Origin of the sequence: Achromobacter spanius (assembly GCF_039673305.1) — a bacterium.
GTDB lineage: Bacteria > Pseudomonadota > Gammaproteobacteria > Burkholderiales > Burkholderiaceae_B > Achromobacter > Achromobacter spanius_F.
In genome coordinates this window covers 73,019-94,978 of record NZ_JBDJLJ010000018.1, presented here as the reverse complement: position 1 = coordinate 94,978, position 21,960 = coordinate 73,019, and the positions used below count along the sequence as shown (strand labels likewise).

Here is a 21,960-nt window from a genome sequence, read left to right as displayed (position 1 = left end):
CGCCATGGCTGCGAGCAACCTCGATGCGCCCGAGGGAATCTGAAGGCAGTCGCCGAAGGCGACAACGAAGATGACGAGGGGGTAGTCCGGAGCGAACGCTCCGGACCGCAATCGTGGGCGCTCGCAGCCATGGCGACCGCGGCGCCGGGCGACCTACGAAGATCTGATCAGCCCTACGAAGACTTGAGCCCACGAAGACCAGACCCAGCCAGCCTAAGCCGCCTCCCCCTCAGCAGCAGCCTCGCCCTTCACCTCCCCCACATACCTGCAATCCAGCTCCAACGACAACTCATCCATCCCCAGAACATCAATCTCCACCGCCGCCCCGCGCTCCAACTCCGGCATGCCGCCGACGCGCGTCACCAGGGGCGCGTTCGCGAATCGCACCAGGTCTTCGCGCAGCACGTGGGCGACCGTGCGGGTCACGCCGTTCTGCTTGAGCCAGCGCAGGCACCAGTAGCGTTCCATTGCGCTCTGGAACTCGGCCCACGCCGCGTACTGCGCGTCAAACGCGCCGATGATCGCGAACAGGTCCGCGTCGCGCGGCTTGAACGGGGCGATCAGGCGCGCAGACACGCCGTGCTCCACCGCGGCGATCAGTTGCCACTGGTTGACCAGGTCGACATAGCGGCGCAGCGGCGACGTGCTCCAGGCGTACTGCGGCACGCCGATGGCCTCGTGCGGCAGCGCCTGTGTGCTCATGCGCACGCGGCCGGCCTGCTGCGACCGGTAGATGCCCGGCACGCCGTGCTGGTTGAGCAGGCCGCCCCACAGGTTGTTGGCCAGGATCATGTATTCGGCCACCATCCGATCCAGCGGCGCATTGCGCTGGCGCGGCACCAGGCGCACGGGCGTGTCCGGATCGTCGGGGTTGCCGTCCAGGTAGAAGCTGTACTCCACCCGCGAATTGTTTTCCGGCTTGCCGCGCACGTTCTCGCGCTGTGCCGACAGCGCCTGCGCCAGCTTCCACAGCGGGCGCAGCCAGTGGCCGTAGGGCAGGTTCGCCGACGGATCGGCAAGGCTGGCCTCGGTGACCTGGGTATCCAGCATGTTGTGGCGCAGGTTCTCGCGCACCACGATGCGTTCCAGTCGCGTTTCCGATTCGACGATTTCGCCCGTTTCCGGGTCGGCCACGACATACAGCGACAGCGCGGGCACTTCGCGGCCCGCGTCCAGGGAAAACGCCTGGATGACGCTGTCCGGCTGCATCGGGATCTTGTCGCCCGGCATGTAGACGGTGGACAGGCGCGCGCGGGCCAGCTTGTCGAACGCGCTGTCGCGGGTGACGGTCAGGCCGGGGGCGGCCACGTGGATGCCCACGCGCAGGCGGCCGTCGGGCAGGGTGGCGACGGACAGCGCGTCGTCGATTTCCGTGGTGGTGACATCGTCCACCGAATAGATCTCGGCGTCCGCCAGCGGCAGTTCGCGGTCGACGGGCGGCAGTTCCAGGTCGGGGAACGCCAGCCCGCGCGGGAAGTTCACCGCCAGGAAGCGGCGCTTGTGCAGCGCCAGCGCGTGCGGCCACGCGCCCAGTTCGAGCAGCAGGCGGTCCGGGGTCTTGCCCAGCTTGGCGCAGGCGGCGTCCAGCGCCTTCCATTGCTGCGAGTTCTTGTCCGGGCGGATCAGCAGCGACTCCGCGGCCTGGGCGATGGGTTCGGGCAGGCGGCCGGCGGCCATCTCGTCCACCCATTCCTGCTGCTGCTCGGCCTGGCGTTGTTTCTTTTCCAGCGCGGCCAGGGCGGCGGCCAGGATGTCCGGCGGGGCGGGGCGATAGCGGCCCTTGCCGCGGCGGTGGAAATACGCCGGCGCGCCGTGCAGGCGCATCAGCAGAGCGGCCTGCTCGACGGGCGAGGGGGCGTGGCCGAAATAGTCGGCGGCCAGGGCGGGCGAATCGAATTCTTCCTGAGGCGCGCATTCCCACAGGAACTGCAGGTCCAGCGACTCGGCAGTGGCGGCCGCCTGGCTCATCAGGGCCGCGGGTTCAGGCGCGGCGAAGTTGAACAGGGTGTTGGCGCGCTTGATCTTGCTGCGCTTGCCCGATTCCGACTCCACCTGAAGGCTGGCGTCGGTCTCGGACAGGATATGGCCGGCCTTGAAGCTGCCGTCGTCTTCGTAAAACACATACATGGTGGGGATCGTCCTGGGCGGCGCGCTTGCGCCGCCTTGCGCTGCTATTTGGGTGTTGAGATTCGATATAGATTACTAAGGGCGCGCCGGCTTGCCGCCAAGGGCGAATTCAAGCACTTCCGGCATCCATTCCGCAAAGTCGGACAGGCCGTGGTCGCTGCCCTGCACGATGCGCTGGCGGCAACCGGCATACCGGTCGCGCATTTCACGCCAGTCCAGCACTTCGTCGCCGGTCGCGGCCACCAGGAAATACCGGTCGGGCTGCGTGATGCGCGGGGCATGGATGGCGGCCAGCTCGTCGACATACTCGGGCAGGAAAACGAAGGGCGCGCCGGAATGATACATCTGGTGCTCGCCGACCTGGGTCGCCAGGTCCCGGGCGGCCTGCACGGCGGGATTCAGCAGCACGGCCTTGCAGCCCAGCTGTTCGGCGATCCAGGTGGCGTAAAAACCGCCCAGCGAGGAGCCGATCACGGTCAGGGCCCGCGGACTTTCCGCGCCGGCAAGCCGGGACCGGGCAATGCCCATGGCCAGGGCCATGGCCTCGCGCGGGCTGGCGGGCAATTGGGGGCAGGACCAGTCGTCCGTCAGGCCCCGCTGGGCCATGGCGTCGGCCATCATCCGCGCCTTGAAGGACTCGGGCGAGGACCGGAAACCGTGTAAATAAAGAATCATTGTTTGCTGTTCCCGTCTGCGTTGCCTGGATCCGCCGGCAGAAAGCTCCGCCGCGCGCCGGCGGGGAAAGCGCCCCGACTGACCGTCTTCACGGGGCGGCGAATCAGCGGCCGGCCTGCAAGGCGTCCAGCAGCTTGCCGTGGATGCCGCCGAAGCCGCCGTTGCTCATGACCAGCACCTGGTCGCCCGGGCGGGCAGCCTTGGCGACGGCGTCGACCAGCGCGCCTATGTCATCGTAGCTGGATGCGCGGTCTCCCAGGGGCGCGAGCACCTCGGCGGGATTCCAGCCCAGGGCGTGCTTGCCTGCGCTGGCGCCAAAGCAGAACACCAGGTCGGCATCCGCCAGGGCCTGCGGCAGGCGGGCGGCCATGGTGCCCAGCTTCATCGTGTTGGAACGCGGTTCCAGCACGGCCAGGATGCGGGACGCGCCAACCTGGCGGCGCAGGCCTTCCAGTGTGGTGGCGATGGCGGTGGGGTGGTGGGCGAAATCGTCGTAGACCTTCACGCCCTTGACCGTGCCGCGCAGTTCCATGCGGCGCTTGACGCCGGCAAATCGCGTCAGGGCGTCGATCCCTTGTTCGACCGGCACGCCCACGTGTTCCGCCGCAGCCAGTGCCGCCAGGGCGTTCATGCGGTTGTGTTCTCCCGTCAGGTCCCAGCGCACCGTGCCGACGGCCTTGCCGGCCCGCACCACGCCAAAGGCCCCGTCCGCGTCGGGCGCCGTGGCCTGCCACTGGCCATCGGGGCCGAACGTGACGGTATCCGACCAGCAACCTCGCGCAATCACGCGGTCCAGTGCGTCGGACTGCGCCGGGCGGATGATCCGTCCCGAACCTGGGATCGTACGCACCAGGTGATGAAATTGGGTTTCGATCGCCGCCAGATCCGGGAAGATGTCGGCGTGATCGTATTCCAGGTTGTTCAGAATCGCCGTGCGGGGCCGGTAATGGACAAACTTGGACCGCTTGTCGAAGAACGCCGTGTCGTATTCGTCCGCTTCGATCACGAAGGGGCGCCGCGCCGGGTCGTAGCGGGCCGATACATGCAGGTCCTGCGCCACGCCGCCGATCAGGAAATTGGGGGCCATGCCTGCGGCCTCCAGCACCCACGCCAGCATCGAGCTGGTGGTGGTCTTGCCGTGGGTGCCGGCCACCGCCAGCACATGCGCGCCGGGCAGGATGTTGTCGCCCAGCCATTGCGGGCCGGACACATAGCGCGCGCCCGATTCCAGGATGGCTTCCATCAGCGGGTTGCCGCGGCTGACCACGTTGCCGATGACGTAAAGGTCGGGCTTGAGCGCCAGTTGATCGGCGCCGAAGCCTTCGATGAGTTCGATTCCCTGTTCCGCCAGCTGCGTGCTCATCGGCGGGTAGACGCCCGCGTCGCAACCGGTGACCTTGTGGCCGGCGGCCCGCGCGATCAGCGCAAGTCCGCCCATGAACGTACCGCAGATGCCAAGTATGTGCAGGTGCATTGATAAATCTCCTGTCCTGCATTGTATATATAGAGAGAAGCGCGGCCGGCGGCCGGGCGCTGCGGCGAAAAACGGCCGCAGCGGTTATGATCGCGCCATGAATCGACGCCTACTCCTTTCTGCCGCCGTGGCGGTGGCCGCGACTGTCGCGGGTGGCCTCACCTTGCTCGGCCGCAAGCCCCAGGCCCCGGCTGCGCCTGCCGACGCAGCCGACCCCGTCGCCGCGCTGATGCAGTTGCAGCTCCCCGACCTGAATGGCGCGTCGCATTCGCTGTCCGGCTGGAAAGGCCAGCCCATGGTGGTGAATTTCTGGGCAACCTGGTGCGCGCCGTGCGTGAAGGAAATGCCGGAACTCGACGCTTTGCAGAAAAAATACCCGCATGTCCGTTTTGTCGGCATCGGTGTTGATTCTGCGGCCAACATGCAAAAATTTGTCGAGAAAGTACAGGTTTCATACCCCTTGTGGGTAATCGGCGCGGGTGCCATCGATACGCTGCGCAAGCTGGGCAATCCCAGTGGCGGCCTGCCTTTTACTATTGTTTTCAATGCAGATGGCGGAATTAACCGGAAGATATTGGGTGAAGTGCAGCCCGATGACCTGGATAAGACCCTGTCTGGTTTGAAGGCGTAAGTCTGTTGGACAAATAGTAGGAATTGGCGTAAAAAGCTGGTTTATCGGCTGTTTTGCCAACAATTGGCAATCCACTCATTGGCAAGCGCATGGCGCAAAACATACTGGTATTGCATGGCCCGAATCTGAACCTGCTCGGCACCCGAGAACCTCATATCTACGGCAGTCTCACCTTGCCCCAGATCAATGAGCGTCTTGAGCTGCTTGCGGGCGAACTGGGCGCCACGCTGACCGCGTGGCAGAGCAATCATGAAGGTGCGCTGGTTGACCGCATTCAGGCGGCACGGCAAGACGGCACGGACTTCATCATCATCAACGCAGCGGCATATACGCACACCAGCGTCGCAATTCGCGATGCGCTGGCCGGGGTCGCGATCCCATTTATTGAAGTACATTTGTCAAATCTGTATAAGCGAGAGCCCTTCAGGCATCACTCTTATCTGTCCGACTTGGCGCTAGGCCTGATCTGCGGCCTGGGCGCAGACGGATACGAGGCGGCTCTGCGCTACGCAGTGCGGCACTGATCTCGCACTAACCTCACCGCTTTTACATACATCTTATACGGCGCGGACCCGACGCTGGGACGCCGCCGACACTATCTCGGGAAGCAGCTTCTATGGACCTTCGAAAACTCAAAACCCTGATCGACCTGGTGGCTGAATCGGGCATCGCCGAGCTGGAAATCACCGAAGGCGAAGGCAAGGTGAGAATCGTCAAGTTCTCGCAGACGCTGCAGCCCGTGGCGTACCATCAGCCTGAAGCCGGCGTGCCCGCCGCGCCCGTGGCCCAGGCCGCGCCTGCCGCCGCACCGGCCGCGCCCGCCGCGCCGGTCATCCAGGGCCACGTCGTGAAGGCTCCCATGGTCGGCACGTTCTATCGTTCGCCGAACCCGGGCGCCGCCCCGTTCATCGACGTGGGCGCGACCGTCAAGGAAGGCGACCCGCTGTGCATCATTGAAGCCATGAAGCTGCTCAATGAAATCGAAGCCGACAAGGCCGGCGTCATCAAAGAAATCCTGGTCGAAAACGGCGAGCCCGTCGAGTACGGTCAACCCCTGTTCGTCATTGGCTGATAGCTGAAAATGTTCGAAAAAATCCTGATCGCCAATCGGGGCGAAATCGCCCTGCGCATTCAGCGCGCCTGCCGCGAGCTGGGCATCAAAACCGTGGTCGTTCACTCCGAGGCCGACCGCGAAGCCAAGTACGTGCGCCTTGCCGATGAATCCGTGTGCATCGGGCCCGCGCCGTCGCGTGAAAGCTACCTGAACATGCCGGCCATCATTTCGGCCGCTGAAGTCACCGATTCCGAGGCAATCCACCCGGGTTACGGCTTCTTGTCCGAAAATGCCGACTTTGCCGACCGCGTCGAGAAAAGCGGCTTCGTGTTCATCGGCCCGCGTCCGGACACCATCCGCCTGATGGGCGACAAGGTCAGCGCCAAGCGAGCCATGATCGAAGCCGGCGTGCCGGTGGTGCCGGGTTCCGAAGGCGCGTTGCCCGACGATCCGCAGGAAATCGTTCGCATTGCGCGCGAAGTCGGCTACCCGGTCATCATCAAGGCAGCGGGCGGCGGCGGTGGCCGCGGCATGCGCGTGGTGTACACCGAGGCCGCGCTGCTGAACGCCGTCACCATGACGCGTTCCGAGGCGGGCGCCGCGTTCAACAATCCGGAAGTCTATATGGAGAAGTTCCTCGAGAACCCGCGCCATGTGGAAATCCAGGTGCTGGCGGACGGCGGTCGCAACGCCGTCTGGCTGGGCGAACGCGACTGCTCCATGCAGCGCCGTCACCAGAAGGTCATCGAGGAAGCGCCGGCGCCGGGCATCGCCCGCCGCCTGATCGAGCGCATCGGCGACCGCTGCGCCGACGCGTGCCGCAAGATGGGTTATCGCGGGGCGGGCACGTTCGAATTCCTGTATGAAAACGGCGAGTTCTATTTCATTGAAATGAACACCCGCATCCAGGTCGAACACCCGGTCACCGAACTGATCACCGGCATCGACCTCGTGCAGCAGCAGATCCTGATCGCCGCCGGCGAAAAGTTCACCCTGCGCCAGCGCGACATCACGTTCAAGGGCCACGCGATCGAATGCCGCATCAATGCGGAAGATCCGTTCCGTTTCGTGCCCAGCCCGGGCCGAATCACCAACTGGCATACGCCGGGCGGTCCTGGCGTGCGCATCGATTCGCACGCGTTCAACGGCTATTTCGTGCCGCCGAACTACGATTCGATGATCGCCAAGGTCATCACGTACGGCGACACGCGAGACCAGGCGCTGGCCCGCATGCGCACCGCGCTGTCGGAAATGGTGGTGGAAGGCATTTCCACCAACATCCCGCTGCACCGCGAAATGCTGCAGGATGCCCGCTTCATCGAAGGCGGCACCAGCATCCATTATCTGGAACACAAGTTGGCTCAGCGTCCCTGACCGACTTTGGGGCCTCGCGGCCCCTTTTGCGTTTTGCAATGTTGTAGTTTTACGGTCGACCGGGCCGCGGCGCTTGCCGCGGCCCGTTCACCAGATGGAAGAGAAAATCATGCGTGAACTCGTGCTCCACTGCCTGGAGGCGCAGGCCGAAGCCCTGTCGGACGCTTTGCTCGAAGCGGGCGTGCTGTCGGTGTCCGTCGAAGACGCCGACTTCGGCACCGATGTCGAACGTCCCCTGTTCGGCGAACCCGGCACCGAGCCCGACGTCCAGGCCTGGGACCGCAACCGCGTTGTCGCGTTGCTGCCCGATGGCGCCGATCCCGCGCAGATCATGGAAGAAGCCGCCGCGGCGGGGGAGCTTGATCCGGCCGTCTTCGCCGGCTGGTCCCTGCGCGACGTGCCCGATGCCGACTGGGTGCGCCTCACGCAATCGCAGTTCGGGCCCATCCATATCGCCGAACGCCTCTGGATCGTGCCAAGCTGGCACCGCGACAATCCCGACGTGCCCGGCATGGACCCGGCCGCCGTGCCGGAGCAGGACGGCGCCATCCACATCGAACTCGATCCCGGCCTGGCCTTCGGCACGGGCAGCCACCCGACCACGCACCTGTGCCTGGCCTGGCTCGAGGCCGAACTGCCCGACGGCGCCACCCTGCTGGACTACGGCTGCGGCTCCGGCATCCTGGCCATCGCGGCGCGCAAGCTGGGCGCGGGCCCGACCCAGGCGGTCGACATCGACGCGCAGGCGGTGCAAAGCACGATCTTCAACGCCGAGGTCAACCACGTCGAGCTGCAGGCCATGCTGCCCGACGGATTGGCGGACGGCACGTTCGAGGTCGTCGTTGCCAACATCCTCTCCAACCCGCTGAAGGTGCTGGCGCCGATGCTGGCCGGCCGCGTCGCGGCTGGCGGCCACCTGGTGCTGTCCGGCGTGCTGGAACGCCAGGCCGAGGAAGTCGCGGCCGCCTACGCGCCCTGGATCGCCATGTCGGTCTGGCGTGCGCGCGACGGCTGGGTCTGCCTGCACGGCCAGAAGCCCTGAACGTACGGCCGCAGGATCCCGCATCATGGCTCTGACCACCCGCTGCCCGCAGTGCGGCACCACGTTCAAGGTGGTTCCTGACCAGCTTCGGGTCCGCAATGGCCTCGTGCGCTGCGGCGCCTGCTCGACCGTGTTCGACGGCCGCGCCTGCCTGCTGCCGGCGCCGGGCGCGCCGATCGCGCCGGCCGCGCCTGTCAGCGCCCCGTTGCCGTCATCGGCTGCGGCGGTCGCCGCGCCCGTCCTGGCTGCCCCGACGCATCATGCGCCCGCCGCGCCGGTCCCGCCTCCTGCGTTTGCTGCACCGGAGCCAGTCGCGCCGCGGCCCGTCCCGGTTCCGCCGCCTGTCGTGGCGGCGCCCTCGATTCCGCCCTGGGAAGACGAGCCCCTCGCGCCTGCGGCGATTCCGCCCGCCGTGCTGCGCGGCCGCGACGACATCCGCCGTCGCGCCGAACCGGATGCCGAGCCGGCGGACGATGATTTGGCCGACGACGTGGCGGATGACCGGGCCGACGACGACGGCCCCTACGGCCGCGAAGCGCACGCGCCGCGCGCGCCCTACGTCGGTCAACCGCCTGGCTATCGCAGCGAGCCCATTGTCGCCGGCAGGGCCGGCGAGCCCTCCATCGGCTGGAACGCGGGCCGTCAGCGCGACGATGTCCGCGACGCCGAGCGCGACGATGAATACGACGCCGAAGATGAATTCGACCATGACGGCGCGCCGGAGCCGGTCATTGGGGAGACGCGCACGCGCTATTCCAGCGCCACGGACGTCGGACGCGAGCCGCCGGAATTCCTGGACCAGGACCGGCTGGAGCGCCACGGCCTCTGGCGCAAACTGTGGGGCTACGCCTGCCTGATCGGGCTGGTCGCGCTGGCCCTGCAGCTGCTGTATGTGTATCGCACCGATATCGCCAATTCCGTGCCGGTCGTACGGCCGGCGCTGGAAGCGATCTGCAAGCCGTTGGGGTGCACGGTCGGCTATGCGCGGCGCCTGGAGCGCATCGGGGTCTCCTCGTCGTCGCTGCAGCCGCCGACGGGCGCCGCGGCAATCGATGACGGCCGCAGCCGGCTGGTGCTGAACGTGGTGATGCACAACCGCTACGACAAGCCCCAACATTGGCCGGCGCTGGTGCTGGACCTGACGGATCTGTCCGATACGGTCGTCGTGCGCAAGGTGCTGATGCCCGAGAACTACCTCACGCCGCAGCAATTGAGCGGCCCCTTCGGCCCGAGTAGCGAGCTGAAGATTTCCGTACCCATTGAAGTGACCGGCGTTCAGGTCAATGGCTACCAACTCGACAAGTTTTTCCCGTAAAGGATGACAAGCATGGCAACCCCTGTCCTGGTCTGCGGTTCGATGGCGTTCGACACCATCGCGGTATTCGACGGTCGCTTCAAGGAGCACATCCTTCCCGACCGCATCCAATCCCTGAGCGTGTCGTTCCTGGTGCCCAGCATGCGCAAGGAATACGGCGGCTGCTCGGGCAACATCGCGTACAACATGAATCTGCTGGGCGGCAAGCCCGTGCCGGTCGCCACCGTCGGCGAAGACGCCGGCGAGTACATGGAGCGCCTGTCCGGGCTGGGCATCGACGTCAGCCGCGTCAAGGTCATCCCCGATACCTTCACCGCGCAGTGCTTCATCACCACCGACCTGGACGACAACCAGATCACCGCCTTCCACCCGGGCGCCATGTCGTTCGCCGCGGAAAACGACCTGAGCGACGCCGACGCGGCCTGGGGCATCGTGGCCCCGGACGCCAAGGAAGGCATGTTCGCGCACGCGGAACGCCTGCATAAGCGTGGCATTCCCTTCATCTTCGACCTGGGCCAGGCCATGCCGCTGTTTGACGGCGCGGACCTCGAGCGCATGCTCAAGCTGGCGCAGGCCCTGACGGTCAACGACTACGAAGCGGGCGTGGTGGAACAGCGCACGGGGCGCAGCGTTGCCGACATCGCGCGCACCCTGCAAGCCGTGGTGGTCACGCGCGGCGCCGAAGGCGCCACCTTGCTGACCGAAGGCAAGACCATCCAGATCGAACCCGTGCGCGCCGCGCAGGTGGTGGATCCGACCGGTTGCGGCGATGCGCAGCGCGGCGGCCTGCTGTATGGCCTGACCAGCGGCTGGGGCTGGGAAGACAGCTGCCGGTTGGGCAACGTCATGGGCGCGATCAAGATCGCTTCGCGCGGTCCGCAGAACCACGTTCCCACGCGCGCCGAAATCGACGCCGTCCTGCACGCCACTTACGGCATTCACCTGCCCGCCTGAGGGTTGGAACTCCTCGGGAACCGCAGCGCCCTGGCAGGGTCCAAACGGTAGTGCATATGCAAGAGGCAACGGGCTGTAGCCCGTTGTTTCGCGCCGCGGGTTTGCAGCTTCTGGCGGAGCGTTTCAGTCTGTTGCTGGCGCGCTTGCCGGGCTTTTTGCGCGGAGTATGATCAATTACCGTCGGCAGTGCCCGAACGAGGAGTCCAAATGAATCATATAAAGTCTTTTTCCCTGGTGACGCCGCGCACTGGCCGCTTGATGGCGGCAGCGGTCGTCGTGACGTCGTTGGCTGTACTGGGCGGATGCGCCAATCCCAGCGCCTCCAGCGGCGTATACAGCTATGACCAGGCCCAGCGCGAGCAGATCGTTCGCACGGGCACGGTCACCGGGGTGCGCCCGATCGTCATCCAGAATGACAAGTCCAGCGGCGTCGGCATGGTGGCCGGCGGCGCGCTCGGCGGTGTGGCCGGCAATGCAATCGGTGGCGGCACGGGCCGCACCATTGCCACGGTCGGCGGGGTAATCCTCGGCGCATTGGCCGGCAACGCGGTCGAAAACCGCGCGCAAAAGAACTCCGGCCTGGAGATCACGGTGCGCCTGGACAACGGCGAAACCCGCGTGGTCGCCCAGGAAGCAGACGTGCCCGTCAGCGTGGGCCAGCGCGTCCAGGTGATCAGCGGCGCGGGTCCGACGCGCGTCACGCCGATGTGATTCGGCGACGCTGCAATGAAAGCCCGCGCAAGCGGGCTTTTTTTCGTCCATCGAAAGCCGGACGGAAATAGGGGTCGCGGAGTACGGCGGGAGCAGACGTAAAAATCTGTCGCTCGGCAGCAACGCGGCCCCCGGGATTTACCCTCGAACGTTACGTTTCCCAGCGTTTTCTCGCCATTTCCTCCATAAGTTTCATGGCGATTCGACGGCCGAAGTGCAATGATTGCGACGGCGCGGGACCTCGAATTTAATGTAACCAGGTAATTCTTGGCGCCGATTTGTTGGCTGGAATTTTTCAGTTTGGTTTCAGCTTTTTTCTGTATCCTCGACGTCCTGAATCCCGGGGCGGGGGATGGAATGCCGACACGGCATCGTTACGCTGCACTACCTATGCATACCGAGCAAGAACTCCACACCAAGATCGGCGAGATCGTCGAGTCGATCGTCATGAAGAAAGTCACCCCCGACACGCAACTGATTGCCACCGGCCTGGTCGATTCGCTCGCCGCCGTCGACATCACGCTGGCGGTCGAGTCCGAGTACGGCTGCAGCATCCCGGCTCCCGAAATTGCTGAGCACCTTCAGTCGGTCCGCGTGCTTGCCGGCTATGTCGCTGCCCATACTTCGTAATACCCGCCTGCTGTCCCACGCTGCGGCGGCCGCCACGGCGGTGGCGCTGGCGGTGGGCACGTATTGCGGCGCGGACGACCTGCTCAGCCGTGTCGTCAACCCGGCATCGTCGCCGTCGGCCGTGGCGGCCGACAAGGGCAACTACCTGCCCAACCTCGGGCCGGACTGGGGCACCCAGCATGTCAACCTGACCCGGCTTGGCAACGCCCTGAGCGACGGCACGCTGGTCGTGCTGGGTTCGTCGGAACTGTCCAGCCATGACCTGCGCTTCGTCCCCTACCGCTTCTTCCCGGAAGAGCTGAAGGTGCCGACGCTCGCCTACGGCCACGCGATGTTCCAGTCCTACGGGATCGTCAGCGTGCTGGAGTCGGTGGCCGATTCGCTCACGCCCAACACGCGCCTGGTGATCATGGTGTCGCCCGCGTGGTTCGCATCCGGCGGGCAACTGCCGCGCAGCGCATTCGCCGAGCACGTCACGGGGCCTGTCTGGGACCGGCTCTGGGATCAGCCCAGCACGCGCGAGCAGATGCAGAACTGGATCAGCGACAACGCCAACTGGGGCCTGCTGTGGCTCATCGCCAACGGCCAAGTCTCTGAGCTGAAGGACAAGCTGGCGCTCTGGTGGAACGCGCGCAAGGAACCCGCTCCCGACAAGCCGCGCAGCAAGCTTTCCGTGCCCGCGCACCGTTTCGTGTCGTGGCCGATGTCCGCCCGCCTGAATTCCGGGCAATGGAGCCGGCTGACCCACGAGGCGCGCGAGGTCGAGCGCGGCCTGGGCGGCAACAATCCCTACGACGTGCGCGACGACTACTACAAGCAATACCTGGCGCCGCTGTATTCGCCCGCCCGCAATGAGTTCGCCGACGTCGACCCGATCACCCGCACCGAGCTGGGCGACCTGTCGCGCGTGATGGCCCTGCTGCAGAAGCGCAAGGTCAAGGCCTACTTCGTCATCCAGCCTTTCAATCCCAAGCTCATCCTGGACGTCGAGCGCTTCGACCCGGTCGTGGACGCCATCACGGGCATGTGCACGCGCTACCAGATGGGATGCCTGGATCTCTACAGCATCCCGTTCGAGCCGGGCATGGTCCGCGACGACATGCACCTGGCCGAACTCGGCTGGGCCCTGGCCGACCAAGGCATTGCGGAGTACTTTTCCCGATGAAATTCTTTCGTAAAGCCGAAGCCCGCAACGAGGGCTCGCCATGGGTGCGCCGCTTCTTCTGGCACCTTTGCCTCTACGTGGGCGTGATCCTGGTGTTCGTGCTGCAGGCGCAGCCCACCACGGGCAGCGGCGGGCCGATCAAGGTCGAATTCCAATACCAGCAGTTCTGAGCGCGCCATGGAATTGTTTGCAAGCTTGAGCTTTTTCGGCGGCGCCCTGTTCGGCGGCCTTGGCCTGGTCGCGTACCGCTCGTCCGGCATGCCTTTGCGGATCGGCTATCGGCACATCATCGGCGTCCTCTGCCTGGGCGTCTGGATGGCGGTGTTCTGGGCGCGCCCCTACCAGCCCATCGCGCTCCTGGCCATTTCGGGCGGCGCGCTGTGGGCGATGCGCCGCAACTACATCCCCACCTGGCTGGCGGTGATCATCACGATGACGCCGCTGCTCCTGGTCAAGACGGGCGTGTCCCACCTGGGCGCCATGCTGGGGCTGTCGTTCGCGACGTTCCGCGCGATCGACGTGCTGCTGTTCGCGCCGCGCAACGAGCGGGTGTCGCCGCTCGATTACTTCATCTATCTCTTCTTTCCGCTGACGCTGCTGGCCGGTCCCATGTACCGCTGGCGCGCGTTCCAGGCGGACCTCAAGCGCGGCTACGAAGGCGTCAACCTGAACACCTGGCTGACGGGGCTGGAACTCATCATGCTGGGCGTCATCCAGAAGTTCGGCGTGGCCGAACTCATCTGGCGCTACGGCCTGGCGACGCTCGATGCGCATGACTATTCGTTCACCGGCGTGGCGCTGAATGCGTCGCTGTATAGCGCCTACCTGTTCTTCGACTTCGCCGGTTATTCCACCATGGCGATCGGGATCGGCATGCTGTTCGGCTTCACCCTGCCGATCAACTTCCGCAACCCGCTGGCCACGCTGAATCCGCAGGACTTCTGGCGCCGTTGGCACATCAGCCTGTCGGAGTGGCTGCGCGACGTGGTGTTCATGCCCATCTACAAGGCATTGAGCAAGACCAAATTCTTCGGACGCCACCGCATGGCGGCGCAGAACATCGGCATTTTCGCCACGCTGCTCGCCATGGGCGTGTGGAACGGCCTGTCGCTGCACTACATCGTCAGCGGCCTGATGTTCGGCGCGTATTCGGTGGGCCACAACCTGCTGATCAACGCCGCGCGCACGCGTCCGGCCCTGCAGGCCCTGCTCGCACGGCCCGTCATGCGCTTTCTCGGGCGCGTGCTTACCCTGATCCTGGCTGCGCTGGCGCTTTACGTCTTCAGCGGCCGCAGTCCCATCTGACGCCGGGAGCTTCGGCATGCGTTTTGACTTGAAGTCCTTCCAGTTTGTGGACAACGAACGCGATCCGGATGCGCTGGCCGTCGCCGCCGCCGACCGCAGCCTGACCTGGGCGCAACTGCGCGCCGAGGCCGGCGCCTGGGCCGACGAGGCCCGCAGGCACGGCGTGGCGCCCGACGTGCCGGTGGCCATCTATGGCCACAAGGAAGCGTCCTTCTTTGTCGCGATGGTCGGCGCGCTGCTGATCGGCGCTCCTTTCGTCCCGGTGGATACCATCTATCCGCCCGAGCGCCTGCGCCGCATCGTGGAAATCGTCCGCGCGGCAGCTGTCTACGACGCCGCGGCGGCTCGCTTCACGCCCGGAGAGGGCGCCATGCTGGATGAACGCGGCCTGGCGTACGTCATGTTCACGTCCGGCAGCACCGGCGATCCCAAAGGCGTGCAGATCGGCCGCGAAAGCGTTGGGCTGCTGGGCGACTGGATGCTGGGCAGCTTCGGGCTGGGCGATGCGCCCGTGTTCATGAACCAGGCGCCGTTCAGCTTCGACCTGTCCATGTACGAGGTGTTCGCCACCCTGGCGTCCGGCGGCAGCTGCGTGCTCAATGCGCGCGAGCAGATCGCGGCGCCCGGTCCCTGGATGGCCCGGCTGGCCGGGCACGGCATCACGGTGTGGGTGTCCACGCCGTCGTTCGCGCACCAGCAGCTGGCCAACCGCGATTTTTCGCCCGCCACGCTGCCCACGCTGCGCACCTTCCTCTTCTGCGGCGAACCCTTGCCGGCGGCGCTGGCCAAAAAGCTGCGCCAGCGCTTCCCCGGAGCGGTCATCCTGAATACCTACGGTCCGACCGAGGCCACTGTCGCCACGACCTGGATCGAGGTCACCGACGCCGTGCTCGCGGCGCACGATCCGCTACCGGTCGGGCACGCCAAGCCGGACAGCGTACTGCTGGTGGACGAGGGCGAAATCTGCATCGTGGGCGACCACGTCATGCGCGGCTATCTGAACCGCGCGGACCTGAACCAGGCCAAGCTCTACACCTATGCCGACGGCCGCCGCGCATTCCGCACGGGCGACCTGGGCCAGATGGAGGAGGGTGGCCTGCTGTTCTGCCGCGGCCGGATGGATGACCAGATCAAGCTCAACGGCTATCGCATCGAGCTGGCCGAAATCGACGAGGCCCTGCACGGCCTGCCGGGCGTGGAGGGCAGCGCCTGCGCGGTGCTGCGTCGTCCGGACGGCACGGCGGTGCGTCTGATCGGTTTCGTGACGGGGTTGGGCAGCGCGGGCGAGGACGCGTCCTTGCTGGCGGCCGATGCGCTGTCAGGCTGGAAGGAGCAGCTGGCCGAACGCCTGCCGCCGTACATGGTGCCTTCGGAGCTGGTCGCCTGCCCGGCGTTGCCGATGTCGAACAACCACAAGATCGATCGCAAGAAGCTGATCGAGATCTACACCGCCATTCCGGTGTAAGGGCGGGCGCGCTGCCCGCCCGGCGTGAGTCTTACACGCCCATCATGCCGTAGCTCAGGCGAGCCAGGACCATCAGGAGGATCTGGGCGGCGATCAGCAGCACCAGCGGCGAGAAGTCGATCGAGGTGCGCGGAAGCACGCGGCGGATGGGGTCGAGCAGCGGGGCGGTCAGCGATTGCAGCAGCGGCATCATGGGCGCCATCGGGTTGACCCAGGACAGCACGGCCTGGATCAGCGTCAGCCACACCACCAGGTTCAGCGCCCATTTCGCGGTCATGATCAGGGCCGAACCCATCGCGGCGGGCAGGAGCGCGGCGGGGATCAGCGCGCCGATCGCCACCAGCCACAGCAGCACCAGGTAGACCAGGGCGGCGAGCCAGGCGGAAACCAGGCTGGTCCAGTCGATCTTGTTGCCGGCGGGGATGATCTTGCGCAGCGGCATCACCAGCCAGTTGGTGGCGCCGTAGATCGCGCGCGCCAACGGGTTGAACGGGTGCAGCCGTATCGCGTGCATCCAGGCGCGGGCAATCAGCGCCGCGCCGAACAGCGTGAACACGATTTCGAGAAGGAAGCGGAAGATTTCACCGAGCATGGACGCGATCACCCCAAAAAAGAGGAGTCAATTGTCGCACGCCCCGAAGTAAAAATTGTGCGCGGACCTAGTGCTTGCTGCCCGGTGCTGGGATCAGCCATTTGGATGGGCTTGCGCCTTTCGTGGGACGCTTTGGCCGTAGGGCCGCCAGGCAACAAAAAAGCCGCCCGGCCAAGGCCAGGCGGCTCTAGTGAAGCTAGCGCTTCGGCGCGTCCTGATTAAGGACGGCCACCCGTCGGGAACGGCCACGACGCGGCAGGATTCAGCGCGGTCTTCGCGCCCGGGGCGGCAGCCGTGGTGGGCGGCGTTGCGGGCTTCTTCGGAGCGGCCTTCTTGGCAGCAGGCTTCTTGGCGGCGGCCGGCTTCTTGGCGGCAGCAGCCGGCTTGGCGGCAGCAGGAGCCTTCTTGGCGGCAGGCGCCTTCTTGGCAGCCGGGGCCTTCTTGGCTACGGCCTTCTTGGCAACCGCTTTCTTGGCGGCCGGGGCCTTCTTGGCGACAGCCTTCTTGGCAACCGCCTTCTTGGCGACGGCCTTCTTGGCTACGGCCTTCTTGGCAACCGCCTTCTTGGCGACAGCCTTCTTGGCTACGGCTTTCTTGGCGACGGCCTTCTTGGCTACGGCCTTCTTGGCAACCGCCTTCTTGGCGACGACCTTCTTGGCTACGGCCTTCTTGGCAACCGCCTTCTTGGCGACGGCCTTCTTGGCTACCGCTTTCTTGGCCGGTGCGGCCTTCTTGGCGACGGCCTTCTTGGCAGCAACCTTCTTCACGGTCGGCTTCTTGGTGGCTGCGACTTTCTTCACTGCGACTTTCTTGACGGCAGCTTTCTTGGCCGGTGCGGCCTTCTTCGCTACTGCCTTCTTGGCGGCGGCGGGCTTCTTGGCCGCTGCTTTCTTTACGGCTTTCTTGGCTGTTGCCATGGTCATGCTCCTTAGGTTCAGGGGTCCCAGAACTTAAACCCGTGCCCCGACCCGCCAACAAAGCGGATCGTGCCCGGGCTATTCATCGGCGCATGCCGCTGTTCTGTGCGAGCAACAGCTACTACGGTTTGCGCTAATGAATTCGGCACAGCCATTTGATATGGCCCCCGCTCCTTTGGCGCGAGCCATTTCAAATGGCGCCGGTAGGCAGCCTGATCACAGGCCGCGTACCGCTTGTTCTACGTGTTCGAAGACACCCTGACCAAGGAGATTGCCATCAAGCCTGTCGCGAACGCGACGCGCCATCCGTCAGGGATAGTGCGTGCCCGCGTCGGGCTCGATGGCGAACTGCTTTACTCCCAGCTCAGCGTGCCACCAGTTTGGTATTCGATCACGCGAGTTTCAAAAAAGTTGCGTTCCTTTTTAAGGTCGATCATTTCCGCCATCCACGGGAAGGGATTTTCTTCCTGCGGGTACAGCGGTTCGATACCGATTTGCTGGCAACGACGGTTGGCGATGAAGCGCAGGTAGGATTTGAACATGGGTGCGTTCAAGCCCAGCACGCCGCGCGGCATCGTGTCTTCGGCGTAAGCGTATTCGAGTTCGACCGCTTTGCGGAAGAGTTCTCGGATTTCTTCGCGGAATTCCGGCGTCCACAGATGCGGATTTTCCAGTTTGACGGTGTTGATCAGATCGATGCCGAAGTTGCAGTGCATGGATTCATCGCGAAGGATGTACATGTACTGTTCGGCGGCGCCGGTCATCTTGTTCTGGCGGCCAAGCGCCAGGATCTGCGTGAAGCCAACGTAGAAGAACAGGCCTTCCATCAGGCAAGCGAAGACGATCAGGGACTTGAGCAGCGTCTGGTCGGCTTCGGGCGTGCCCGTCTTGAAGTTGGGATCGGCGATCGCGTCGATGAACGGGATCAGGAATTCGTCTTTGGCGCGGATGGACGGAACTTCGTTGTAGGCGTTGAAGATCTCCGCCTCGTCCAGGTCCAGGCTTTCGACGATGTATTGATAGGCGTGCGTGTGGATGGCTTCTTCGAAGGCTTGGCGCAGCAGGAACTGGCGGCACTCCGGCGCCGTGATGTGGCGGTAGGTGCCCAGCACGATGTTATTCGCGGCCAGCGAGTCGGCCGTGACGAAGAAACCCAGGTTGCGCTTGACGATGCGGCGCTCGTCCTCGGTGAGCCCGTTCGGGTTCTTCCAGAGGGCGATGTCGCGCGACATGTTGATTTCTTGCGGCATCCAGTGGTTGGCGCAAGTTGCCAGGTACTTTTCCCAAGCCCACTTGTACTTGAAGGGCACAAGCTGGTTGACGTCGGTCTGGCCGTTGATGATGCGCTTGTCGGCAACCTTCACGCGCTGCGAGGTGGCGGAGCCGCTGGCCGTCAGGCCGGCCGCGTGTTCGGGCGCGGCAGGCGTGGGCATGGCGGAGTCGCCGAATACACCGGTCGCTGCCCGGACTTCGGGCGCAGCCTGCCCGCCCGCCGCGGGGGCGGCCGGTTGTGCAGGTTGCGTGGCGATGGTGTCGTCTTCCCAATTAATCATGATTCATTCTCCGGAGGCGGTTATTGGCAGGCTTCGCACTCTTCGAAGCCGGGGTCGCCCGGCCGCATGGTGCAAACCGCCCCGAGAACTTCGGGTTCCGGCAAAACAGGTGCTGCGCCCAAGGCCGATGCCGTGGACTGGCCGCTTGCGCTGACGGCGTTCAGTTCGCCGCCGCGTCCGGTGGATTTCTCGGCGCTGGTGGCGCCAAGGGTGCGCAGGTAGTACGTGGTCTTCAGGCCACGCGTCCAAGCCAGCTTGTAGGTGTCGTCCAGCTTCTTGCCCGATGCGCCAGCCATGTAGATGTTCAGCGACTGGGCTTGATCGATCCACTTCTGGCGACGCGACGCGCATTCAACCAGCCAGCTCGGTTCGACTTCGAACGCGGTGGCGTAGAGTTCGCGGAGTTCGGAAGGTACGCGATCGATGCGGGACAGGCTGCCGTCGAAGTACTTGAGGTCGGCGACCATGACTTCGTCCCAGAGACCGAGTTTCTTCAGGTCACGCACGAGGTAATCGTTAACGACCGTGAACTCGCCGGAGAGATTCGATTTGACGTACAAGTTCTGGAAAGTGGGTTCGATGCACGCAGATACGCCAATGATATTGGAAATAGTGGCGGTTGGGGCGATTGCGATGCAATTGGAGTTGCGCATGCCGTGTTCTTTGATGCGCGCGCGCAACGTATCCCAATCGAGCGTGCTCGATTCATCGACGTCGACATGACCACCGCGTTCATCACGCAGCATCTTCAACGTGTCTTGCGGCAGGATGCCACGCGACCACAGCGAGCCTTCATACGATTGATAGCGGCCGCGCTCTTCGGCGAGCAGGCTCGATGCGAAGTACGCGTGATAGCACACCGCTTCCATTGAACGGTCGGCGAATTCGACGGCGGCTTGCGATGCGTACGGCACGCGCATCATCTGCAGGCAATCCTGGAAGCCCATGATGCCCATGCCCACCGGACGATGGCGCGCGTTGGAATTGCGGGCCTTGTCGACGGCGTAGTAGTTGATGTCGATCACGTTGTCGAGCATGCGCATGGCGATGCTCACGGTGCGCTTGATCTTGTCGTGGTCGAGTTCGAAACCGCCGCCGGCGGCCGGCTTCATGTGCGCGACCAGGTTCACGGAACCCAGGTTGCACACCGCGATTTCGGATTCGTTCGTGTTCAGCGTGATCTCGGTGCACAGGTTCGAGCTGTGCACGACGCCCACGTGCTGCTGGGGCGAACGGATGTTGCAAGGATCCTTGAACGTGATCCACGGATGGCCGGTTTCGAACAGCATCGACAGCATCTTGCGCCACAGCGTCAGCGCCGGCATCTTCTTGAACAGCTTCAGGTCGCCGCTGGCGACGCGGGCTTCATAGCCGACGTAGGCTTCTTCGAAGGCGCGACCGACCTTGTCGTGCAGGTCGGGGCAGTCGGACGGCGAGAACAGCGTCCACTCGCCGCCTTCCATGACGCGCTTCATGAACAGGTCGGGAATCCAGTTCGCCGTGTTCATGTCGTGCGTGCGGCGGCGCTCGTCGCCGGTGTTCTTGCGCAGTTCCAGGAATTCTTCGATGTCCAGGTGCCACGATTCCAGGTATGTGCAGACCGCGCCCTTGCGCTTGCCGCCCTGGTTCACCGCCACGGCGGTGTCGTTCACGACCTTCAGGAACGGGACGACGCCCTGGCTTTCGCCGTTGGTGCCCTTGATGTGGCTGCGCAGCGCGCGGACCGGGGTCCAGTCGTTGCCCAGGCCGCCGGCGTACTTGGCCAGCAGCGCGTTTTCCTTGATGGCGTCGTAGATGCCTTCCAGGTCGTCGGAGACGGTCGTGAGGTAGCACGACGACAGTTGCGAGTGCAGCGTGCCCGAGTTGAACAGCGTCGGCGTCGAGCTCATGAAGTCGAACGAGGACAGGATCTCGTAGAACTCGATGGCGCGCGCTTCGCGGTCGGTTTCGCGCAGGGCCAGGCCCATGGCGACGCGCATGAAGAACACCTGCGGCAGTTCGATGCGGGTGCCGCGGATGTGCAGGAAGTAGCGGTCGTACAGGGTCTGCAGGCCGAGGTAGCCGAACTGCAGGTCGCGCTTGGCGTTCAGTGCCTTGCCCAGCTTGGTCAGGTCATAGCTGGCCAGTTCGGGCGACAGCAGGCCGCCTTCGATGCCGCGGGCGATGAAGGTGGGGAAGTATTCGGCGTAGCGTGCGCCCATGCCGTCTTGCGAGACTTCTTCGCCCAGCACTTCCTTGCGGATCGTGTGCAGCAGCAGGCGGGCGGTGACCTGGCTGTAGGCCGGGTCCTTTTCCACTTGCGCGCGCGCCGACAGGATGGCGGACTTGAAGACTTCGTCGACGGGGATGCCGTCGTACAGGTTCTTGACCGTTTCCTTCAGGATGGCTTCGGCGTCGATGAATTCAGCCAGGCCTTCGCCGGCGGCGACGATCGTGGCGCGCAATTCGGCGACGTCCAGCGGACGGCGCACGCCGCCGTCGGTGACGTTCAGCACATGTTCCTGCGGCGCGGCGGCGGCCTTCTGCTGGCCTTCGGCGGCGGCAGCGGCGGCGCGTTCCTGCGTGCGCTTTTCGCGGTACAGGACGTAGGCGCGGGCAACGTCGTGCTCGCCCGAGCGCATCAGTGCCAGTTCGACCTGGTCCTGGATGTCTTCAATATGGAAGGTGCCGCCATTGGGGCGGTTGCGCACCAGGGCGTTGACGGCTTGGCCGGTCAGCGTTTCGACCAGCTCGCGAACGCGCGCGGACGCGGCGCCCTGACCACCGTTGACGGCCAGGAAGGCCTTGGTCATGGCGATGGCGATCTTGCTGGGTTCGAACCCGACCACCGAGCCATTGCGGCGGATGATGTTGTAGCTGGCCCATTGCCCGCCGTTGGCGTTGGCAGGGGATTCGGTTTGGGAGGGCGGCACGGCCGAAGGCCGGGTCACAGAGGCGATCGTAGTCTGCATGGAAGCTCCTGTGCGAAAAAGCGCG

General features: G+C 65.0%; 20 protein-coding genes. 13 read left to right on the top strand and 7 right to left on the bottom strand.

Going from position 1 to position 21,960, the window contains the following annotated elements; all coding sequences use genetic code 11:
* Window positions 1-213 precede the first annotated feature (213 nt).
* The 3 genes from ABE485_RS16655 to mpl form a co-directional block, all read right to left on the bottom strand.
* Entirely contained in the window at window positions 214-2,127 is a 1,914-nt protein-coding gene (locus ABE485_RS16655; protein ID WP_346516373.1) for a ribonuclease catalytic domain-containing protein, read from the bottom strand.
* A gap of 75 nt (window positions 2,128-2,202) precedes the next feature.
* Window positions 2,203-2,802 carry a YqiA/YcfP family alpha/beta fold hydrolase gene (locus ABE485_RS16650; protein WP_346516372.1) on the bottom strand — a complete coding sequence of 200 codons (600 nt, stop codon included), beginning with the start codon at window positions 2,800-2,802 and terminating at the stop codon, window positions 2,203-2,205.
* 103 nt (window positions 2,803-2,905) lie between these two features.
* Window positions 2,906-4,276, bottom strand: a complete 1,371-nt coding sequence (gene mpl, locus ABE485_RS16645) for a UDP-N-acetylmuramate:L-alanyl-gamma-D-glutamyl-meso-diaminopimelate ligase (protein ID WP_346516371.1) — start codon at window positions 4,274-4,276, stop codon at window positions 2,906-2,908.
* Between the two features lie 97 nt (window positions 4,277-4,373).
* Here mpl and ABE485_RS16640 point away from each other — a divergent pair, with 97 nt between their 5' ends.
* The 13 genes from ABE485_RS16640 to ABE485_RS16580 all read left to right on the top strand — a co-directional run bounded on the left by ABE485_RS16640 (window position 4,374) and on the right by ABE485_RS16580 (window position 15,922).
* Complete coding sequence (locus ABE485_RS16640; protein ID WP_346516370.1) at window positions 4,374-4,907, top strand: TlpA family protein disulfide reductase; 534 nt, start codon at window positions 4,374-4,376, stop codon at window positions 4,905-4,907.
* 89 nt (window positions 4,908-4,996) lie between these two features.
* Window positions 4,997-5,431, top strand: a complete 435-nt coding sequence (aroQ, locus tag ABE485_RS16635; RefSeq protein WP_346516369.1) for a type II 3-dehydroquinate dehydratase — start codon at window positions 4,997-4,999, stop codon at window positions 5,429-5,431.
* Window positions 5,432-5,523: 92 nt separating this feature from the next.
* Window positions 5,524-5,979: an acetyl-CoA carboxylase biotin carboxyl carrier protein gene (accB, locus tag ABE485_RS16630; RefSeq protein ID WP_346516367.1), complete on the top strand. Its 456-nt coding sequence runs from the start codon at window positions 5,524-5,526 to the stop codon at window positions 5,977-5,979.
* A gap of 9 nt (window positions 5,980-5,988) precedes the next feature.
* Window positions 5,989-7,335, top strand: a complete 1,347-nt coding sequence (gene accC, locus ABE485_RS16625) for an acetyl-CoA carboxylase biotin carboxylase subunit (RefSeq protein ID WP_346516366.1) — start codon at window positions 5,989-5,991, stop codon at window positions 7,333-7,335.
* A gap of 109 nt (window positions 7,336-7,444) precedes the next feature.
* Window positions 7,445-8,377 carry a 50S ribosomal protein L11 methyltransferase gene (gene prmA, locus ABE485_RS16620; protein ID WP_346516365.1) on the top strand — a complete coding sequence of 311 codons (933 nt, stop codon included), beginning with the start codon at window positions 7,445-7,447 and terminating at the stop codon, window positions 8,375-8,377.
* A 25-nt stretch (window positions 8,378-8,402) separates the two neighbouring features.
* Window positions 8,403-9,692 (top strand): DUF3426 domain-containing protein, encoded by a 1,290-nt coding sequence (locus ABE485_RS16615; protein ID WP_346516364.1) that lies wholly within the window; start codon window positions 8,403-8,405, stop codon window positions 9,690-9,692.
* Between the two features lie 12 nt (window positions 9,693-9,704).
* A complete protein-coding gene (locus ABE485_RS16610; RefSeq protein ID WP_346516363.1) occupies window positions 9,705-10,646 on the top strand; it encodes a carbohydrate kinase family protein in 942 nt (313 codons plus the stop codon).
* Window positions 10,647-10,853: 207 nt separating this feature from the next.
* Window positions 10,854-11,357 (top strand): glycine zipper 2TM domain-containing protein, encoded by a 504-nt coding sequence (locus tag ABE485_RS16605; RefSeq protein ID WP_346516362.1) that lies wholly within the window; start codon window positions 10,854-10,856, stop codon window positions 11,355-11,357.
* 390 nt (window positions 11,358-11,747) lie between these two features.
* Entirely contained in the window at window positions 11,748-11,987 is a 240-nt protein-coding gene (locus ABE485_RS16600; RefSeq protein WP_008159625.1) for an acyl carrier protein, read from the top strand.
* On the top strand, window positions 11,965-13,152 hold the full coding sequence (locus tag ABE485_RS16595; RefSeq protein ID WP_346516360.1) for a D-alanyl-lipoteichoic acid biosynthesis protein DltD: 1,188 nt from the start codon (window positions 11,965-11,967) through the stop codon (window positions 13,150-13,152). The genes ABE485_RS16600 and ABE485_RS16595 overlap by 23 nt, the downstream gene beginning before the upstream one ends.
* Complete coding sequence (locus tag ABE485_RS16590) at window positions 13,149-13,322, top strand: hypothetical protein (protein WP_346516359.1); 174 nt, start codon at window positions 13,149-13,151, stop codon at window positions 13,320-13,322. Before ABE485_RS16595 ends, ABE485_RS16590 begins: the two co-directional genes overlap by 4 nt.
* 7 nt (window positions 13,323-13,329) lie before the next feature.
* Complete coding sequence (locus ABE485_RS16585; protein WP_346516358.1) at window positions 13,330-14,457, top strand: MBOAT family O-acyltransferase; 1,128 nt, start codon at window positions 13,330-13,332, stop codon at window positions 14,455-14,457.
* Window positions 14,458-14,473: 16 nt separating this feature from the next.
* A complete protein-coding gene (locus ABE485_RS16580) occupies window positions 14,474-15,922 on the top strand; it encodes a D-alanine--poly(phosphoribitol) ligase (RefSeq protein WP_346516357.1) in 1,449 nt (482 codons plus the stop codon).
* Window positions 15,923-15,953: 31 nt separating this feature from the next.
* On the opposite strand, the gene ABE485_RS16575 is transcribed toward ABE485_RS16580, so the two are convergent.
* From ABE485_RS16575 to ABE485_RS16560, 4 genes are all read right to left on the bottom strand, one after another.
* Window positions 15,954-16,514, bottom strand: a complete 561-nt coding sequence (locus ABE485_RS16575) for a YggT family protein (protein WP_346516356.1) — start codon at window positions 16,512-16,514, stop codon at window positions 15,954-15,956.
* Between the two features lie 218 nt (window positions 16,515-16,732).
* Window positions 16,733-17,431 carry a histone H1-like DNA-binding protein gene (locus ABE485_RS16570; protein ID WP_346516354.1) on the bottom strand — a complete coding sequence of 233 codons (699 nt, stop codon included), beginning with the start codon at window positions 17,429-17,431 and terminating at the stop codon, window positions 16,733-16,735.
* A gap of 353 nt (window positions 17,432-17,784) precedes the next feature.
* Window positions 17,785-18,984 (bottom strand): ribonucleotide-diphosphate reductase subunit beta, encoded by a 1,200-nt coding sequence (locus ABE485_RS16565; protein WP_346516353.1) that lies wholly within the window; start codon window positions 18,982-18,984, stop codon window positions 17,785-17,787.
* A 20-nt stretch (window positions 18,985-19,004) separates the two neighbouring features.
* Entirely contained in the window at window positions 19,005-21,935 is a 2,931-nt protein-coding gene (locus tag ABE485_RS16560; RefSeq protein ID WP_346516352.1) for a ribonucleoside-diphosphate reductase subunit alpha, read from the bottom strand.
* Between the last annotated feature and the right edge of the window lie 25 nt (window positions 21,936-21,960).

Excerpts from the sequence above, each read along its gene's own strand:
- ABE485_RS16655 (WP_346516373.1), bottom strand. The coding sequence starts at position 2,127 with ATGTATGTGTTTTACGAAGACGACGGCAGCTTCAAGGCCGGCCATATC.
- ABE485_RS16650 (WP_346516372.1), bottom strand. The coding sequence starts at position 2,802 with ATGATTCTTTATTTACACGGTTTCCGGTCCTCGCCCGAGTCCTTCAAG.
- mpl (WP_346516371.1), bottom strand. The coding sequence starts at position 4,276 with ATGCACCTGCACATACTTGGCATCTGCGGTACGTTCATGGGCGGACTT.
- ABE485_RS16640 (WP_346516370.1), top strand. The coding sequence starts at position 4,374 with ATGAATCGACGCCTACTCCTTTCTGCCGCCGTGGCGGTGGCCGCGACT.
- aroQ (WP_346516369.1), top strand. The coding sequence starts at position 4,997 with ATGGCGCAAAACATACTGGTATTGCATGGCCCGAATCTGAACCTGCTC.
- accB (WP_346516367.1), top strand. The coding sequence starts at position 5,524 with ATGGACCTTCGAAAACTCAAAACCCTGATCGACCTGGTGGCTGAATCG.
- accC (WP_346516366.1), top strand. The coding sequence starts at position 5,989 with ATGTTCGAAAAAATCCTGATCGCCAATCGGGGCGAAATCGCCCTGCGC.
- prmA (WP_346516365.1), top strand. The coding sequence starts at position 7,445 with ATGCGTGAACTCGTGCTCCACTGCCTGGAGGCGCAGGCCGAAGCCCTG.
- ABE485_RS16615 (WP_346516364.1), top strand. The coding sequence starts at position 8,403 with ATGGCTCTGACCACCCGCTGCCCGCAGTGCGGCACCACGTTCAAGGTG.
- ABE485_RS16610 (WP_346516363.1), top strand. The coding sequence starts at position 9,705 with ATGGCAACCCCTGTCCTGGTCTGCGGTTCGATGGCGTTCGACACCATC.
- ABE485_RS16605 (WP_346516362.1), top strand. The coding sequence starts at position 10,854 with ATGAATCATATAAAGTCTTTTTCCCTGGTGACGCCGCGCACTGGCCGC.
- ABE485_RS16600 (WP_008159625.1), top strand. The coding sequence starts at position 11,748 with ATGCATACCGAGCAAGAACTCCACACCAAGATCGGCGAGATCGTCGAG.
- ABE485_RS16595 (WP_346516360.1), top strand. The coding sequence starts at position 11,965 with ATGTCGCTGCCCATACTTCGTAATACCCGCCTGCTGTCCCACGCTGCG.
- ABE485_RS16590 (WP_346516359.1), top strand. The coding sequence starts at position 13,149 with ATGAAATTCTTTCGTAAAGCCGAAGCCCGCAACGAGGGCTCGCCATGG.
- ABE485_RS16585 (WP_346516358.1), top strand. The coding sequence starts at position 13,330 with ATGGAATTGTTTGCAAGCTTGAGCTTTTTCGGCGGCGCCCTGTTCGGC.
- ABE485_RS16580 (WP_346516357.1), top strand. The coding sequence starts at position 14,474 with ATGCGTTTTGACTTGAAGTCCTTCCAGTTTGTGGACAACGAACGCGAT.
- ABE485_RS16575 (WP_346516356.1), bottom strand. The coding sequence starts at position 16,514 with ATGCTCGGTGAAATCTTCCGCTTCCTTCTCGAAATCGTGTTCACGCTG.
- ABE485_RS16570 (WP_346516354.1), bottom strand. The coding sequence starts at position 17,431 with ATGGCAACAGCCAAGAAAGCCGTAAAGAAAGCAGCGGCCAAGAAGCCC.
- ABE485_RS16565 (WP_346516353.1), bottom strand. The coding sequence starts at position 18,984 with ATGATTAATTGGGAAGACGACACCATCGCCACGCAACCTGCACAACCG.
- ABE485_RS16560 (WP_346516352.1), bottom strand. The coding sequence starts at position 21,935 with ATGCAGACTACGATCGCCTCTGTGACCCGGCCTTCGGCCGTGCCGCCC.